Below are 13664 nucleotides of genomic sequence, written 5' to 3'. Positions count from 1 at the left end.
AGAGACGACGGAGCGGCGATTCACCGCCACCGAGGGCATGGAGGTCCTCGGTGGCGAACCAGCGCTGAAGCGATCTTTAGGACATGTCGCCGGGAGCATGTCGATGAAGACATGCCATCGGCGACATGTCGCTTCGATCAGGCGGCCGCGCGGAGGGCGGCGGCGGCCGGCTGGACCAGGCCCTGGAGGCCGCGCAGCCACACCGAGGCGCGCAGGGGGGCGTCGACGACGCCGTGGGCGCGGAGCTCGGGGGTGCCTGTCTCGCGGGACATGTCGCCGGCGGACGCGGCGGCGTCGGCGACGGCGGCGGCGAACACTGCGTCGGTGCGGGCGCGGGCGTCGTCGCTCAGCTGCTCGCGGGCCCAGCAGACGAAGCGCCAGCCGAGCTCGGCGTGGCGCTGCTCGTCGTCGGCGATCCGCGCGAGGATCCGGCGCAGGCCGGGGTCCTCGGCCCGCTCGGCGGCCTCGCGCGCCTCGAGGGCCGACAGCGTCTCGCCGACGCAGGCCTCGCGGATGACTGCGGCGACCACCGACTCGAGGTCCGTCGCGCCGGGCTCGTGCGCCTGCGCGAGCGGGCCGGGGCCGACGCCCGCGCCGCCGTAGCTGCTGGCCAGGGCGAAGCACAGGCGGGCGTGCTCGACCTCGTCGGCGAGCGCCCGCTGGGTGTCGAGCACGAACTCCGGCGGCGCGCCGACGGCGAGCAGCTGGAGGACGTGGCGCGCGAACGAGGCGACCGAGGCGTGCTCGGCCAGAGCGATCTGCGTCCAGTGGGCCGCGAGGGCCGCGCGCACCGCTGCCGGGGCCGTCGGGACCGAGGCCACCGCGCGCCAGTCGTCGCGCTCGGCGGCCAGCGCGGTGACTGCGTGGTCGTCGACCATGAACGGCCGACCGCAGGCGACCAGCGAGCACTCCCACTGGTCGATGTCGGTGTTGTAGGCGCACGGGGTGTCGCCGCACGGCGGGTCGGTGTCGCACAGGTCGTTGGGCGTGGTGCAGGCGCCGTTGACGACCTCGATCGGGCAGTCGTAGCCCTGCGACTGCGAGAACTGGCACACCTGGTCGCCGCAGTCGGCGTCGCTCGTGCACTCGGAGGGGACGCAGCGGGTGGCCGGGCCGAGGACGTCGCCGGCGCAGCGGCACACGTTGCCGGGCTCGCAGTCGGCGTCGGTCTCGCAGCCGTAGGAGCAGCCGCAGGCCTCGAAGCCGACGGTGAACTTCTCGCACGAGCCGAACGGGAACTCGGTGCAGTCGTCGTTCGTCTGGCACGGCTGGTTCATCAGGTCGCAGCTCGAGGGCGGCGCCGGGACCAGGCACACCTCGGCCTCGACGCGGTGCGGCAGCTTGTCGCCGCACTTGACCCACCCCGACGGCACGGGCGGGTCGGTGAAGGCCTGCATGAGCACGGTGCACTCGGGGTCGGGGCCGGTGTCGGTGTCGCCCGTGGTGCTCGTCGTCGTGTCGACGGTGGTGGTGTCGAGCGTCGTGGTGTCGAGCGTGGTGGCGCTGACGGCGGTGGTCTCGCCGGTGGTCGTGGAAGTGGTGGGGGATGTCGTGGTGTCGGTGCCGGTGTCCGAGGTGCCGGTCATGCCGGTCGTGGGGGCGCCGGTGGTCTCCGTGGTGCCGGTGGGGGTGCCGGTGCCGTCGGTGGTGGGGGATTGCGTCGCGCCGGTGCTGGTCTGGTTGTCGGTCCCTGCCGAGGTCGCGCCGTCGTCGCCGCACGCGCCGAGCAGGCCCATCGCCAGGAAGATCGAGAGCCGCAGCGGCTCGATACGTGTATGGAGGCTAACAAGCATGCGGGCATGCTGGCCCGATTCGTGCCTCGCGGCAAGTCCGGTCCCTGCAGCCGGGCGTGACCGCGAGCGTCAGGGGGGTCCCGAGCGCGCCCGATCGCGGCATGGATTGAAACAATTGTCAGGGACATGTTTTATGCGACATGTCCCTTTGGACATATCATTGGTCGGCGGCGACGAGCGGCCGGCGCTCGCGCGGGGGCGGGTCGAGCCGGTAGGTGCCGTCCTTGTCGGCGACCACCCGCGGCGGGGCGCCGGTCTGGAGGAAGGCGAGGTAACCGGGCACGAGGCCGTCCCAGAAGGCGGCGAGCTCGGGGCGCGCGGCGGCCTCGGCGGCCAGGCGGGCCTGGCAGTTCGGGTCGTCGAGCCGGCACGGGAAGATGTGGATCGGGATGTCGCCCTGGCCGGCGTCGCGGGCGAACACTGCGGCGAGGTAGAGCTCCTCGATCGGCTCGTCTTGCAGCGGGATGCAGCCGATGGTGACGCAATCGCCGTGGATCATGATGGCGTTGCCGGGCGGCTGGCCGGCGCTGTGATGGCGGTCGGCGGCGTTGGGGTAGCTGACGCCGAGCGAGAGGTGATAGCTGCTGCTCGGGTTGAACAGGCTGACCCGGTAGAAACCCTCGGGGACCTGCCAGTCGCCCTGGCGCCGTTTGGGCCCGAGCACGCCGCTCTTCTGGCAGACCGGAAAGGTGCGCACGAGCACGTGCGGATCGCCCTTGCGCTCGGCCGCGGCCCACAGCTCGGTGACGGCCTCTTCCTTGAAGCTGCGGATGAACAGACCCCGCGGGGGCCACGCCGCGCCGGCGGCGCGGAAGCGGTCGACGAGCGCGTCCTGGTGCTTCTCGAGCGCGGCCTTGACCCGCGGGAAGCGGCGCTGTCGCTGCAGGAAGTCGCCGGCGTGGGCCTCGGTGGCGGGCATCAGCGGGGCAGAACAGACGAGCGCGGCGAGGACGGCGACGACCGGACTGAGGCGGGGCACGGGGAGAGGTACGCACACGCGAGCCGAGAGATTCGTTCGGGTTGCCAGACTCGCGGGCGGTGACTAGCTTCCCGGGCGCGCAGACGCGCGGCGAAGGGGATGACGATGAGCGAGGCGCTGTTCTTTCGGTGCGGGGCGTGCGGACAGTTGAACAAGATCGCGGCCGAGCGCCGCTTCGACGCCCCGAAGTGCGGCCACTGCAAGCAGAAGCTCGACACCACCGGGCAGCCGCAGGACGTGAGCGACGAGGAGCTGCAGCGCGCGGTGGCCAGCGCGCCGGTGCCGGTGCTGGTCGACTTCTGGGCCCCGTGGTGCGGGCCGTGCCGGCAGCTGGCCCCGCACATCGCCGAGCTGGCGGCGCGGCACGCGGGCAAGCTGTTGGTGCTGAAGCTCAACACGGAGCAGCACCGACAGACGGCGGCGGCGCTGCGCGTGCAGTCGATCCCGACGCTGTGCGTGTACAAGGGCGGCGAGCTGGCGTTCCGCCAGCCGGGCGCGGTGTTCGGGCCGCAGCTGGAGGCGGTGGTCGCTCCGTTCCTGTGATTGTGCGATAAGAGGGGCGCGATGAAGCGCAACCTCTTCTCCCCCGAACACGACCTGTTCCGCGCGACCGCGCGGGAGTTCTTCGCCCGCGAGGTGGTGCCGCATCAGGAGCGGTGGATGGAGGAGGGGATCGTCGACCGCGAGACGTGGCGCAAGGCCGGCGCGGCGGGGCTTTTGTGCCCGTGGCTGCCGGAGGAGCTGGGCGGGCCGGGCGGCGACTTCCTGCACTCGGTGATCGTGATGGAGGAGCTGGCGAAGGTGCACGAGTCGGGCTTCGCGCTGCCGCTGCACAGCGACATCGTGGTGCCGTACATCGTCAGCTTCGGCACCGACGAGCAGAAGAAGCAGTGGCTGCCGGGCTGCGTGTCGGGCGACCTGGTGACGGCGATCGCGATGACGGAGCCGGGCACGGGCTCGGACCTGGCGTCGATCGCGACCACTGCGCGCCGCGAGGGCGACGAGTACGTGATCAACGGGGCGAAGACGTTCATCTCGAACGGGATCCTGTGCGACCTGTGCGTGGTCGCGGCCCGCTCGGAGAGCTCCGACAACCCGCATCAGAACCTGTCGCTGTTCGTGGTCGAGGGCCACCGCCCCGGCTTCGTCCGCGGCAAGAAGCTCAAGAAGGCCGGCATGTACTCGCAGGACACCTCCGAGCTGTTCTTCGAGGAGTGCAGGATCCCCGCCGACAACATCCTCGGCTCGCCCGGGGCCGGCTTCCTCATGCTCATGCAGAAGCTGCAGCAGGAGCGGCTCGTGGTGGCCATCGGCTCGCAGGCCGGCGCCGAGGTGGTGCTCGCCGACACTCTGGCCTACGTGAACGAGCGCAAGGCGTTCGGCCGGCCGATCTCCAAGTTCCAGAACACTCAGTTCAAGCTGGCCGAGTGCGCGACCGAGGTCGAGGTCGGGCGGGCGTTCCTCGACCGCCTGATCGCGGAGCACATGGCGGGCGAGTACCTGGTCAAGGAGTGCTCGATGGCCAAGCTGTGGCAGACCGAGATGCTGGGCCGGGTGGTCGACGCCTGTCTGCAGATGTTCGGCGGCTACGGTTACATGCTCGAGTACCCGATCTCGCGCGCCTACATGGATGCGCGGGTGCAGCGGATCTTCGCCGGCACCAACGAGGTCATGAAGATCATCATCGCCAAGCAGATGGGGTTGTAGACGGTCGGCGGGATCTGCCGCGCACGGCCGGCGGAATCCGCCGGGGCCTGGGCGGCGGAGACCGCCGGCGTGGTGGAAGTGCCCGGGGTCGTTGCAGATCCCGGGGCTGCGGGGCGACGGCGTGCGGGGTGCTTGAGACGGGGGGTATGCCCGTCACGAATTCGAAGCACTTCTGCATCGGTCTTCTTCCTCGAACGAGCCTCGCGCTCGTGCTCGCGCTCGCCGGCGCCTGCGATGCCGGCGGGTTCGGGGCGAGCGACGGAGATGGTTCGACCGGCGCGTCGTCCACGAGCGAGGACGGCGGGACCGGGAGCGATGCGTCCTCGAGCAGCGGGTCCGACGAGCCGACGACGGACGCCGGGGGCAGCGGCGGCGAGGACGAGGGCGACGTGCTCGACCTGCCGGCGACGCCCTTCAACTACGCGAACCCCGACTTGCCGGCGCACTTCCGGACGCCGCTGGTCCGCGACCTCGACAACACGCCGGTCGACAACCCGATCACCGATCACGGGGCGACTCTCGGGCGGGTGCTGTTCTACGACACTGCGCTGTCGCGCAACGAGACTGTGGCGTGCGGCTCGTGCCACCGGCAGGCGGCGGGCTTCAGCGATACCTCGCAGTTGAGCGAGGGGTTCGCGGGCGGGCTGACGGGGCGCAACTCGATGGGGCTGTCGGAGTCGCGGTGGTACGCGACGGGGCGGTTCTTCTGGGACGAGCGAGCGGCGACGCTCGAGGAGCAGGTGCTGGGGCCGATCCAGAACGAGGTGGAGATGGGGCTGACGCTGACGGAGCTGGTGGAGCGGGTGGCGGCGCGGCCGTACTACCGCGACCTGTTCATCGCCGCGTTCGGCGACGAGGAGGTGACGACCGACCGGATCGCCCGCGCGCTGGCCCAGTTCGTGCGCGCGATGGCGTCGTACCGCTCGCGCTTCGACGAGGGGCTGGCGGCGGCCGGATCGATCCGCAGCGAGTTCGCCAACTTCACGGCCGCGGAGAACCTCGGCAAGGACCTGTTCCTGCAGCCGCGCACCGCCTGCGTGGCCTGCCACCTCGGCGGTCCGCCGCCGCCGCCCGGGCAGGATTTCCGCAATCAGGCGATCTTCCTGCCGCTGGAGCCGCTCAACAACGGGCTCGACGCCGGGCCGGTCGAGGACGACAACGGGGTCGGCGACATCACCGGCGACCCCGCGGACGACGGGCGCTTCAAGTCGTCGTCGCTGCGCAACATCGCGGTCTCGGGGCCGTACATGCACGACGGGCGGTTCGCCACTCTGGCCGAGGTGATCGACCACTACGACAGCGGGGTCAAGCCGCACCCGAATCTCGACCCGCGGCTGCGCGGGCCCGATCAGCAGCCGCGGCGCATGAACCTGACGCCGGCCGAGAAGAGCGCGCTGGTGGCGTTCCTAGGCACGCTCACCGACGAGGCGCTGCTCACCGACCCGAAGTTCGGCGATCCGTTCGTGCGCTGAAGGATCGAGAGGACATGTCGTGACGGGAATGACCTAAAGGTCATGTCCGACACGACATGTCCTTCGCGTCATGTTCCGCCGAGGGCCGAGGCCATGGCGTCGCAGTAGCTCTGCGACAGCTCGATGCCGATGGCCGGGTGGCCGAGGGCGCGGGCGGCGAGGAGGGTGGTGCCGGAGCCGGCGAAGGGGTCGAGGACGACGCCGCCGGGGCGGCAGCCGGTGCGGATGCAGCGCTCGGCGAGGGCGGCGGGGAAGGGGGCGAAGTGGGCGTTGGGGTTGTCGGGGCGGGCGGTGATCTGCCAGATGTCCTCTTCGCCCTGGAGCGCGCCGCGGTCGAAGTGGTAGCGCGGGGAGAGGGAGAACAGGAACACGTGCTCGTGGGTGTTCCACGGGCGGTCGCGGGCGGTCGGCTCGGGCATGGTGGCGGGGCGCTTCCAGATGATGTCGCTGCGCAGCGTCCAGCCGTCGTCCTGCAGCGCGAGCGCGACCCGCCAGGGGATGCCGATCAGGCTCTTGCGCGGGAGGCCGAGGCCGGGGCCGTCGACGGCGCGCAGGGTGCTGCGCGCGAGCATGCGACCGCGGTGCTTGTCGTCGCGCCCGTGCGGGCGACCCTTGGCCGAGTAGTAGGTGTCGCCGAGGTTGAGGAACAGCGCGCCGTCCTTCTTCAGCACGCGCCGGGCGGCGGCGAACACGTCGCGCATCGAGGCGACGTAGGCGGCGATGGTCGGCTCGTGCCCGAGCTGACCGGCGACCCCGTAGTCGCGCTGCCAGAAGTACGGCGGGCTGGTGACGATGCAGGCGATCGAGCCGTCGGCCAGCGCGGCCAGGCCGTCGCGCACGTCGCCGTGGAGGATTGCCCAAGGGACATGTACCTCGGGGCGGGACAGCCGCGAGACCACCCGCGCCGCGCCGGTTCGCAGCAGCGGCCGCAGCGGATGGGCATTGTCCATAGCTGGCGGTTCGGACAGGTCCTGTGCGCCATTGTGCCGACCGTGCAGAGCGCCCGGCGGCGCGGGCGGCGACGGCGGCGAAAAGCCGTCGGCGCGCGAGGGACCGACGGGATCGCGGTCTCCGGGGCCTTCCGGCCGATCGAAGTCGGAGGGATCCGCCGCCACGCCCGGCGAATGATGGCTGTCGATTCCGCGACTGTAAAGAGGCGGACCTACCGCCGGAACAACAGGACCACCAGCTGGGTGCCGAGTCCACTGGCGACGAACACCTGGCGGCGGTTGGCGGTCAGCCGGGCGACCCAGTCGAAGGCGCCGCCGTCGGCGATCGGGATGACGCTGCCGTCCGGCGCGCTCAGGTCGATCATGAAGCGCAGACCGTCGTAATACGGGTGATCGAGCGGCCCGCGGACGATGTCGACGACTGGTGCCAATTGCTCGGCGATGCGATCGGCGACGGCGCTGCGAGCGGCGGTGGCCAGCAGTCGCACGGACCGTCGGCCGAATGTGTAGCCTTCCTGGGTCAATTCGTCGAAGCCGGTCAGTAGAGTGCGCACATGCTCGATCAGGGCGTCCACCAAGAAGCCGTGGTCTCGCGTCTGTCGCCCGGCCGTCGCCAGCGAGAACAGCTTGAAGTGATGGGAGTAGCCCGGTCGCTTGGGAATTTCCTGAGCCCGGACGACGCGCTGACAGGTGGCCAATCGGACAGGTGTGTCGGGATCGCGCCGCAGCCGACGGGCACACTCGAGCGCGAGAACATTGGTCGAGTCGGACACGACCTCGGTGCCGCGCATGGTGGTGACGATCTTGTTCTGACTGGTCGGCCCGACCGCCGCGCAGGTCGAGAGCGGGGCGAGCGGCGGCAACTCGACCGCCTCGAAGCCGGCCGCGGCGTCCAGGAGCCGCAGCTCGGCCCGCAGCAGCCGGCGCAGGTCGACCGCGGCGATGCCGGTGAAGGTGTCGGCCTCCCACTGTCGGAGCACGTCGGCCGGACCGCGAGCGCGCGCGCGTCGGTCCGCGAGGGTCAAGAGGAACGATGTCAACACGGAGCCCGGCAAGTCGGTCAGCTCTTGCAACAGGGATTCGCCACCGCCCGCAGTGGTCCAGTCACGCGTCGTCATTTGCAGCACTACAGTAACAGGCCAGACGGAGAGATCGCGCTCCGAGAGTCAGGAGCTCCAGGAGACCCCGAGCGCGACTGTGTGCAGGCGATCGCTGCACTGCGCTTCCTCGGTGTCGCCGGGACCGCCGGTCGCGAGGGCGAGAGGAACGAACGAGTACATGTCTCAAGGGACATGTGACAGCAGGCGCGGCCGAGCGAGCGGCGAGGCGCGAGGAGCGGCGTCGCGGTCGCGATCGTCGTGCTCGTGTCGGCGAGAGTCGTCGCGGCGGAGCGCGCTGTCGCGAGCCCGAGGCTCGCTCGCAGCGAGCCTGGGTCGGTCGTGCTCGCGCCGGCGAGGGTGGCCGAGGCGAAGATGCCGTCGCGGACCGAGGCTCGCTCGCAGGAGGCTGCGTTCGCCGTGGCTGCGATCCGTCGGCGTGGCGCGGGAGCCCGGGCGGCGCGTGAGGTCCTCTTAAAAATTCGAAACGCCGCGAGCGCGGGGCGTCGCGGCGTCTCGGAGCGAGCGGGCGGTCGGCTCAGTGCTTGCTCTTCACCAGCTCGCCGGTGAACGAGAAGCCGAGCAGGAACAGCGGGATGCCCTGGTGGATCTGGTCCTCCATGCCCGGGGCACCCTGGGCGCGGTAGCGGTGCTTGAGCCACCACTGGGCGGCGAACACCAGCGTCGGCTTGTTGAAGCGCTTCTCCGGGCGGTCGAAGAAGGTGTAGGTCAGGACCGGGCCGAGGCGGTCCATCGGCGTGTTGGGGTTGACCGAGGCGTCCTCGCCGGGGCCGTACATCTTCGAGGTGTAGAACACGTGGACCAGCGAGTTGCGCACGCCGGCGTTGAGGCCGAACTTGGTCATGTACAGCAGGTCGGTGTCGTTGGTGAGGAACCAACCCTTGGCCGGCACGAGGACGTCGTGGCGCAGGTCGTAGAACACGTCGTTGCCGGTCGGGAGGCGGATGTTGTTGTTGTAGAAAGTGACCTCGTTGCGGATCGCGATCATCTTGACGCGGACCTGAAACAGCGCGCTGAGCTCGGCCTGGCCGCCGAGGACGTTGGCGCCCGCCTCGTCCTTGAGCTTCTTGGGGCCGTACTCGGCCGTCGGCGAGGAGTAGGGGTGGGCCTTGAAGCGGTCGCTGCCGTACCAGGTGGCGAGGTAGTAGGCGCCGCGGAAGCGGAGGATCGTCAGCGGGGCGAAGTCGATGTTGCCGCCGATGCGGGAGATCGAGGGCGAGATGGTCGGGCTGAAGGCGACGCCGAAGTAGGCGTCGCGGAACAGCGGCTTCGGGTTGTTGTAGAGGCGCAGGTTGTAGCCGAGGGTGAAGCGGTCCTCGGCGCCGAGCGGGTTGACGCGCAGGACCAGCAGGTTGCTGTAGACGAGGCGGTGGCGGGCCGGCAGCGGCGGCAGCTCGCCGGTGGAGTCGGGCTTGGCGCGGGGCTCGACGATCGGCGTGCGCGACGAGTCGGCGACGCCCTCGGGCGACGAGGGCGGGGCGTCGGCGTGCGCCGGTTCGGCCGCGGGGGGCTCGGCGGCGACTGCAGTGTCTTCGGCCGGGCCTTCGGGCGCGGCCGCGGCGGGCTCGCCCGCGGGCTCGGCAGCGGCGGTCGTCGCCGGCGTCGGCTCGCCCCGCGGACCTGGAGAGATGGCCGGTGACTGGGCCAGAGCTACGGACGAGTAAAGAGCCAGGACGACTGCAGGCCAGACTTGCGAGACACGCATCCAGCGCACAATACCGCAGGTGCCCCGCGCAAGGGCGAGTTCGGGGATGGTCTTCGGGACAGGACGGGGCGATCGGGGAAGCGCGGGTCGGGCGGATGTCCCTCGCAGCAGGTCCGGAGGACCAGCTCGTGTGCATGCGCAGACCGGCGCCCGGCTGTCCTTTGCGGCAGGTCCGTCGGGACAGCTCGAGCGTGGGCTGACGCGGGTGCGGGACCACCCGCTCGGTGGGTCGCGCGCGGGCGAGCCTACATGGCTGAAGGGACAGGGCGCGGTGAGCCTGATTCTCTGGACATGCCCCGAGAGTCAGGCGTGATCAGCCGCGAATCAGGTGCGGTGCAGGTAGCGGCCGGCGCCGCGCTCGACGCGGAGCTCGCCCTTCGTGAACGCGAGCTTGCCGGCGACGACGGTGTTGGTGACCGCGCCGCGGATCTCGAAGCCCTCGAAGATGTTGCGGTCGACCCGCTGGTGGTGGGTGCGGGCGCTGATCGTCGAGGAGGCGGCGGGGTCGTAGGTGAACAGGTCGGCGTCGGCGCCGACCCGGATCGCGCCCTTGCGCGGGTAGAGGCCGAAGATCTTGGCCGGCTGGGTGCAGCAGACGTCGACCAGCTGGTTCAGCGTGAGGCGGCCGGTGGCGACGCCGTAGGTGTACATCAGGGCGATGCGATTCTCGATGCCGGCGGCGCCGTTGGGGATCTTCGTGAAGTCGTGCAGGCCCATGACCTTTTGGTCATGTTGGCGGAACGGGCAGTGGTCGGTGGCGACGTGGTGGATGAGGCCGCACGACAGCGCGTGCCACAGCGCGTCCTGGTGGCCCTTGGGGCGGATCGGCGGGCTCATGACGTAGGCCGCGCCCTCGAAGTCGGGCTTGTCGTAGACGCTGTCGTCGAGCAGCAGGTACTGCGGGCAGGTCTCGACGTAGACCAGCTGGCCCTCCTGGCGGGCGCGCACGACCGCGTCGAGCGACTCCTTGCAGGTGAGGTGGACGATGTAGATCGGCTGGCCGGAGCAGCGCGCCAGCATGATCGCGCGGTTGGTCGCCTCGCCCTCGACCCACGACGGCCGGCTCTCGGCGTGGTAGCGCGGGGTGGTCTTGCCCTGGGACACGAGCTTGCGCTGCAGCGCCTGCACGGCCAGGCCGTGCTCGCAGTGGGCGGTGACGAGGGCGCCGAGGTCGGCGGCGGTGTCGATGACGCCGATCATCTCGTCGTCGTCGACCCCGATCGCGCCGGTGTAGGCCATGAAGACCTTGAAGGAGGAGATGCCGTCCTCGCGGTAGACGCGGCGCATCTCCTGCTCGACCTGCTCGCCGTACCAGGTCACGGCCATGTGGAAGCCGTAGTCGGCGCACGCCTTCCTGGCGTTGTTCATCCAGAAGTCGCGGGCCTCGATGAGGCTCTGGTTGCGGCTCGGGATGATGAAGTCGATGATCGAGGTGGTGCCGCCGGCGACGCCGGCGGCGGTGCCGGTGAAGAAGTCGTCGGAGCTGACGGTGCCCATGAACGGCAGCTCCATGTGCGTGTGAGCGTCGATGCCGCCGGGCAGGACGTACTGGCCGGAGGCGTCGACGACCGCGGTGCCGGCGGGCACGTCGAGGTTCTCGCCGATGGCGACGATCTTGCCGCCGTCGCAGTAGATGTCGGCGACGTATTGATCGAGGGCGGTGATGACTTGGCCGTTGCGAAGGACGATGCCGGACATGCGAGACCTCGGGGGAGACAGGGCTCAGGGGGCAGGGACGAGCGGGGGGCTCACAGCTTCGTGAGGTCGCCGTAGGTCTCGGGGCGACGGTCGCGGTAGAACTGCCAGACTTGCCGGACCTCGTCGATCACCGACAGGTCGAGGTCGGCCACCACGAGCTCGTCGTTGTCCTCGCTGCCCTCCGCCAGGAACTTGCCGCGCGGGTCGACGAAATAGCTGTGACCGTAGAATTTGCCGATGTTCCACGGGGCCTCGGTGCCGACGCGGTTGATCGCGCCGACGTAGTAGCCGTTGGCCACCGCGTGGGCCGGCTGCTCCAGCTTCCACAGGTACTGGCTCAACCCCGCCACCGTCGCGCTGGGATTGAACACGATCTCGGCGCCGTTGAGCCCGAGGGCGCGCGCCCCCTCCGGGAAGTGACGGTCGTAGCAAATGTAGACCCCGATGGTGGCGAATTGCGTGCGGAAGACCGGGTAGCCGAGGTCGCCCGGCTTGAAGAAGAATTTCTCCCAGAACCCCGAGGTCTGCGGGATGTGCTGCTTGCGGTACTTGCCGAGGTACGTGCCGTCGGCGTCGACCACCGCCGCGGTGTTGTAGTAGACGCCGCGCATCGCCTCCTCGTAGAGCGGCACGACGATGGCCATGCCGAGCGACTTCGCGTACTCCTGCATCAGCGCGGTCGTGGGCCCCGGAATCGGCTCGGCGGCCGCGTACCAGCGGCGGTCCTGGCCCGGACAGAAGTACGGTCCGTTGAAAATCTCTTGCAGGCAGAGGATCTGCACGCCGCGCCGGCCGGCTTCCTTCAGGAAGGGCAGGTGCTTGTCGAGCATGGCCTGCTGGATCTCCTTGACCGGGACACTCTCGTCGTTGATGGGGTTACTGCACTGGATGAGGCCGCAGCGAACGGTGGGGTTCATCACTCGCGACTCTAGCTCGAGAACAGGCGGCTCGAGAACAGGCCGGCAGGAGCGCCCGGATGCGCCGCAATTGCGCGGTTCGCGGGTGCTTTCGGCGGGGACTTGCGCCGGCATGGAGGAGCGGAGTACTAAGGCGAAGATCCCAAATCGGGCCGCCAGGGCCTCGATTCATGACGATCGCTTCACCCGCCGGGCAGCCCGCCCGGCCGCTCGCTCCGGCCTCCCTGGCTGAATCCTGGTACCAGCGAGGCCTTCGGCCCTGCTCCTTGCTCCTGGCCCCTGTGGGCCCAAACCCTGGTTCTCTCAGTCCTGTTCGAGCCTGATCCTACGAGTTGGGGGACGCACCCCACGGAGACCGCGATGACCTGTACCAACCTGCGCTTCCTCTTCGCCAGCGCGCTGGCGCTTTCCTTGACCACCATCGCCTGCGGCGACGACAGGGGCACCTCGGCCTCCGCCACGGAGACCACCCAGGCTCCGACGACGGGTGACGAGACGATGGGCGAGTCGACGACGACGAACCCGACGACGACCACCACCACCGAGCCCACCGCCGGTACGGCCAGCGCCTCCGAGACCGGCACGACCGAGCCGGAGCAGCCGACGACGACCACCACCGCCACCACGGTGACCACCGGCTCGGCCTGCCAGGACATGGAGGACCAGCCGATCAACAGCCCGTGCACCGACTCGTCCGGCTGCGGCTGCGACACCGAGAAGTGCTTCGTCGTCCCGGCCCTCGGCGGCTTCTGCGGCGAGTGCCTCGCCGACGCCGACTGCGCCCCCGGCGGCTGCTCCGTGCCGAACCCGATCGCCGGCGTCGGCGCCACCTGCAACAACGGCGGCCCGGGCGAGGGCTGCATGAGCGACGCGGTCTGCGTCGACGCCGACAACGGCATCTGCGGCACCCTGCTCGAGGTCCCCGGCATCATCACCGTCGCCACCTGCGGCCAGTGCAAGGTCAACGCCGACTGCACCGACCAGGCGGCGCCCAACTGCACCCCGACCTACGACGTGCCCAACTTCAAGGGCAAGCTCGACTGCGTGGCCGACGGCGCGATCGCCAACAACAACGGCTGCTCGCTCGAGGACGACGGCGGCAACCCGGCCGGCAACAAGGCCTGCATGTCGGGCTTCTGCGGCGAGGCCAGCGTCATGGGCCTGCTCAAGCTCGGCGTCTGCGGCGAGTGCAACTCCGACGCCGACTGCGACATGGGCAAGATGTGCACCGACCCGGCCGTCGACCTCGACATGGGCGCGCTGGTCGGCTCGGTCTGCATGTGATTCGAGCGCCGAGGCGCCTGTCCTGAAGGACAGGCGCCCCG

11 protein-coding genes are annotated in these 13664 nt (G+C 70.2%); 4 read left to right on the top strand and 7 right to left on the bottom strand.

Annotated elements, in window-relative coordinates; translation table 11 throughout:
* Window positions 1-137 precede the first annotated feature (137 nt).
* Window positions 138-1793: a ferritin-like domain-containing protein gene (locus O0S08_RS37910; protein ID WP_269034346.1), complete on the bottom strand. Its 1656-nt coding sequence runs from the start codon at window positions 1791-1793 to the stop codon at window positions 138-140.
* 157 nt (window positions 1794-1950) lie between these two features.
* The gene (locus O0S08_RS37905; protein ID WP_269034345.1) at window positions 1951-2772 is read right to left on the bottom strand and encodes a L,D-transpeptidase family protein; all 822 of its coding nucleotides are present in this window, start codon (window positions 2770-2772) and stop codon (window positions 1951-1953) included.
* Between the two features lie 105 nt (window positions 2773-2877).
* On the opposite strand from O0S08_RS37905, the gene O0S08_RS37900 reads away from it, so the two are divergent.
* From O0S08_RS37900 to O0S08_RS37890, 3 genes are all read left to right on the top strand, one after another.
* Entirely contained in the window at window positions 2878-3315 is a 438-nt protein-coding gene (locus O0S08_RS37900; protein WP_269034344.1) for a thioredoxin family protein, read from the top strand.
* A 21-nt stretch (window positions 3316-3336) separates the two neighbouring features.
* On the top strand, window positions 3337-4479 hold the full coding sequence (locus O0S08_RS37895; protein ID WP_269034343.1) for an acyl-CoA dehydrogenase family protein: 1143 nt from the start codon (window positions 3337-3339) through the stop codon (window positions 4477-4479).
* A 146-nt stretch (window positions 4480-4625) separates the two neighbouring features.
* Window positions 4626-5951 (top strand): cytochrome-c peroxidase, encoded by a 1326-nt coding sequence (locus tag O0S08_RS37890; RefSeq protein ID WP_269034342.1) that lies wholly within the window; start codon window positions 4626-4628, stop codon window positions 5949-5951.
* A gap of 68 nt (window positions 5952-6019) precedes the next feature.
* On the opposite strand, the gene O0S08_RS37885 is transcribed toward O0S08_RS37890, so the two are convergent.
* The 5 genes from O0S08_RS37885 to O0S08_RS37865 all read right to left on the bottom strand — a co-directional run bounded on the left by O0S08_RS37885 (window position 6020) and on the right by O0S08_RS37865 (window position 12339).
* Complete coding sequence (locus O0S08_RS37885) at window positions 6020-6901, bottom strand: DNA-methyltransferase (RefSeq protein ID WP_269034341.1); 882 nt, start codon at window positions 6899-6901, stop codon at window positions 6020-6022.
* Window positions 6902-7113: 212 nt separating this feature from the next.
* Window positions 7114-8019: a hypothetical protein gene (locus tag O0S08_RS37880; RefSeq protein WP_269034340.1), complete on the bottom strand. Its 906-nt coding sequence runs from the start codon at window positions 8017-8019 to the stop codon at window positions 7114-7116.
* Between the two features lie 517 nt (window positions 8020-8536).
* The gene (locus O0S08_RS37875; RefSeq protein ID WP_269034339.1) at window positions 8537-9724 is read right to left on the bottom strand and encodes a hypothetical protein; all 1188 of its coding nucleotides are present in this window, start codon (window positions 9722-9724) and stop codon (window positions 8537-8539) included.
* 324 nt (window positions 9725-10048) lie between these two features.
* Window positions 10049-11422, bottom strand: a complete 1374-nt coding sequence (gene hydA / locus O0S08_RS37870) for a dihydropyrimidinase (protein ID WP_269034338.1) — start codon at window positions 11420-11422, stop codon at window positions 10049-10051.
* A gap of 50 nt (window positions 11423-11472) precedes the next feature.
* Window positions 11473-12339, bottom strand: a complete 867-nt coding sequence (locus O0S08_RS37865; RefSeq protein WP_269034337.1) for a nitrilase-related carbon-nitrogen hydrolase — start codon at window positions 12337-12339, stop codon at window positions 11473-11475.
* 360 nt (window positions 12340-12699) lie between these two features.
* Here O0S08_RS37865 and O0S08_RS37860 point away from each other — a divergent pair, with 360 nt between their 5' ends.
* Window positions 12700-13623, top strand: a complete 924-nt coding sequence (locus O0S08_RS37860; protein ID WP_269034336.1) for a hypothetical protein — start codon at window positions 12700-12702, stop codon at window positions 13621-13623.
* Window positions 13624-13664: the final 41 nt, after the last annotated feature.

Origin of the sequence: Nannocystis punicea, from assembly GCF_026965555.1 — a bacterium.
GTDB lineage: Bacteria > Myxococcota_A > Polyangia > Nannocystales > Nannocystaceae > Nannocystis > Nannocystis punicea.
The sequence above is the reverse complement of the archived record's forward strand: the minus strand, read 5'-3'. Positions and strand labels throughout refer to the sequence as shown.

Coding starts and splice junctions, on each gene's coding strand:
- O0S08_RS37900 (WP_269034344.1), top strand. CDS start 2,878: ATGAGCGAGGCGCTGTTCTTTCGGTGCGGGGCGTGCGGACAGTTGAAC.
- O0S08_RS37865 (WP_269034337.1), bottom strand. CDS start 12,339: ATGAACCCCACCGTTCGCTGCGGCCTCATCCAGTGCAGTAACCCCATC.
- O0S08_RS37910 (WP_269034346.1), bottom strand. CDS start 1,793: ATGCTTGTTAGCCTCCATACACGTATCGAGCCGCTGCGGCTCTCGATC.
- O0S08_RS37890 (WP_269034342.1), top strand. CDS start 4,626: ATGCCCGTCACGAATTCGAAGCACTTCTGCATCGGTCTTCTTCCTCGA.
- O0S08_RS37895 (WP_269034343.1), top strand. CDS start 3,337: ATGAAGCGCAACCTCTTCTCCCCCGAACACGACCTGTTCCGCGCGACC.
- O0S08_RS37860 (WP_269034336.1), top strand. CDS start 12,700: ATGACCTGTACCAACCTGCGCTTCCTCTTCGCCAGCGCGCTGGCGCTT.
- O0S08_RS37885 (WP_269034341.1), bottom strand. CDS start 6,901: ATGGACAATGCCCATCCGCTGCGGCCGCTGCTGCGAACCGGCGCGGCG.
- hydA (WP_269034338.1), bottom strand. CDS start 11,422: ATGTCCGGCATCGTCCTTCGCAACGGCCAAGTCATCACCGCCCTCGAT.
- O0S08_RS37875 (WP_269034339.1), bottom strand. CDS start 9,724: ATGCGTGTCTCGCAAGTCTGGCCTGCAGTCGTCCTGGCTCTTTACTCG.
- O0S08_RS37880 (WP_269034340.1), bottom strand. CDS start 8,019: ATGACGACGCGTGACTGGACCACTGCGGGCGGTGGCGAATCCCTGTTG.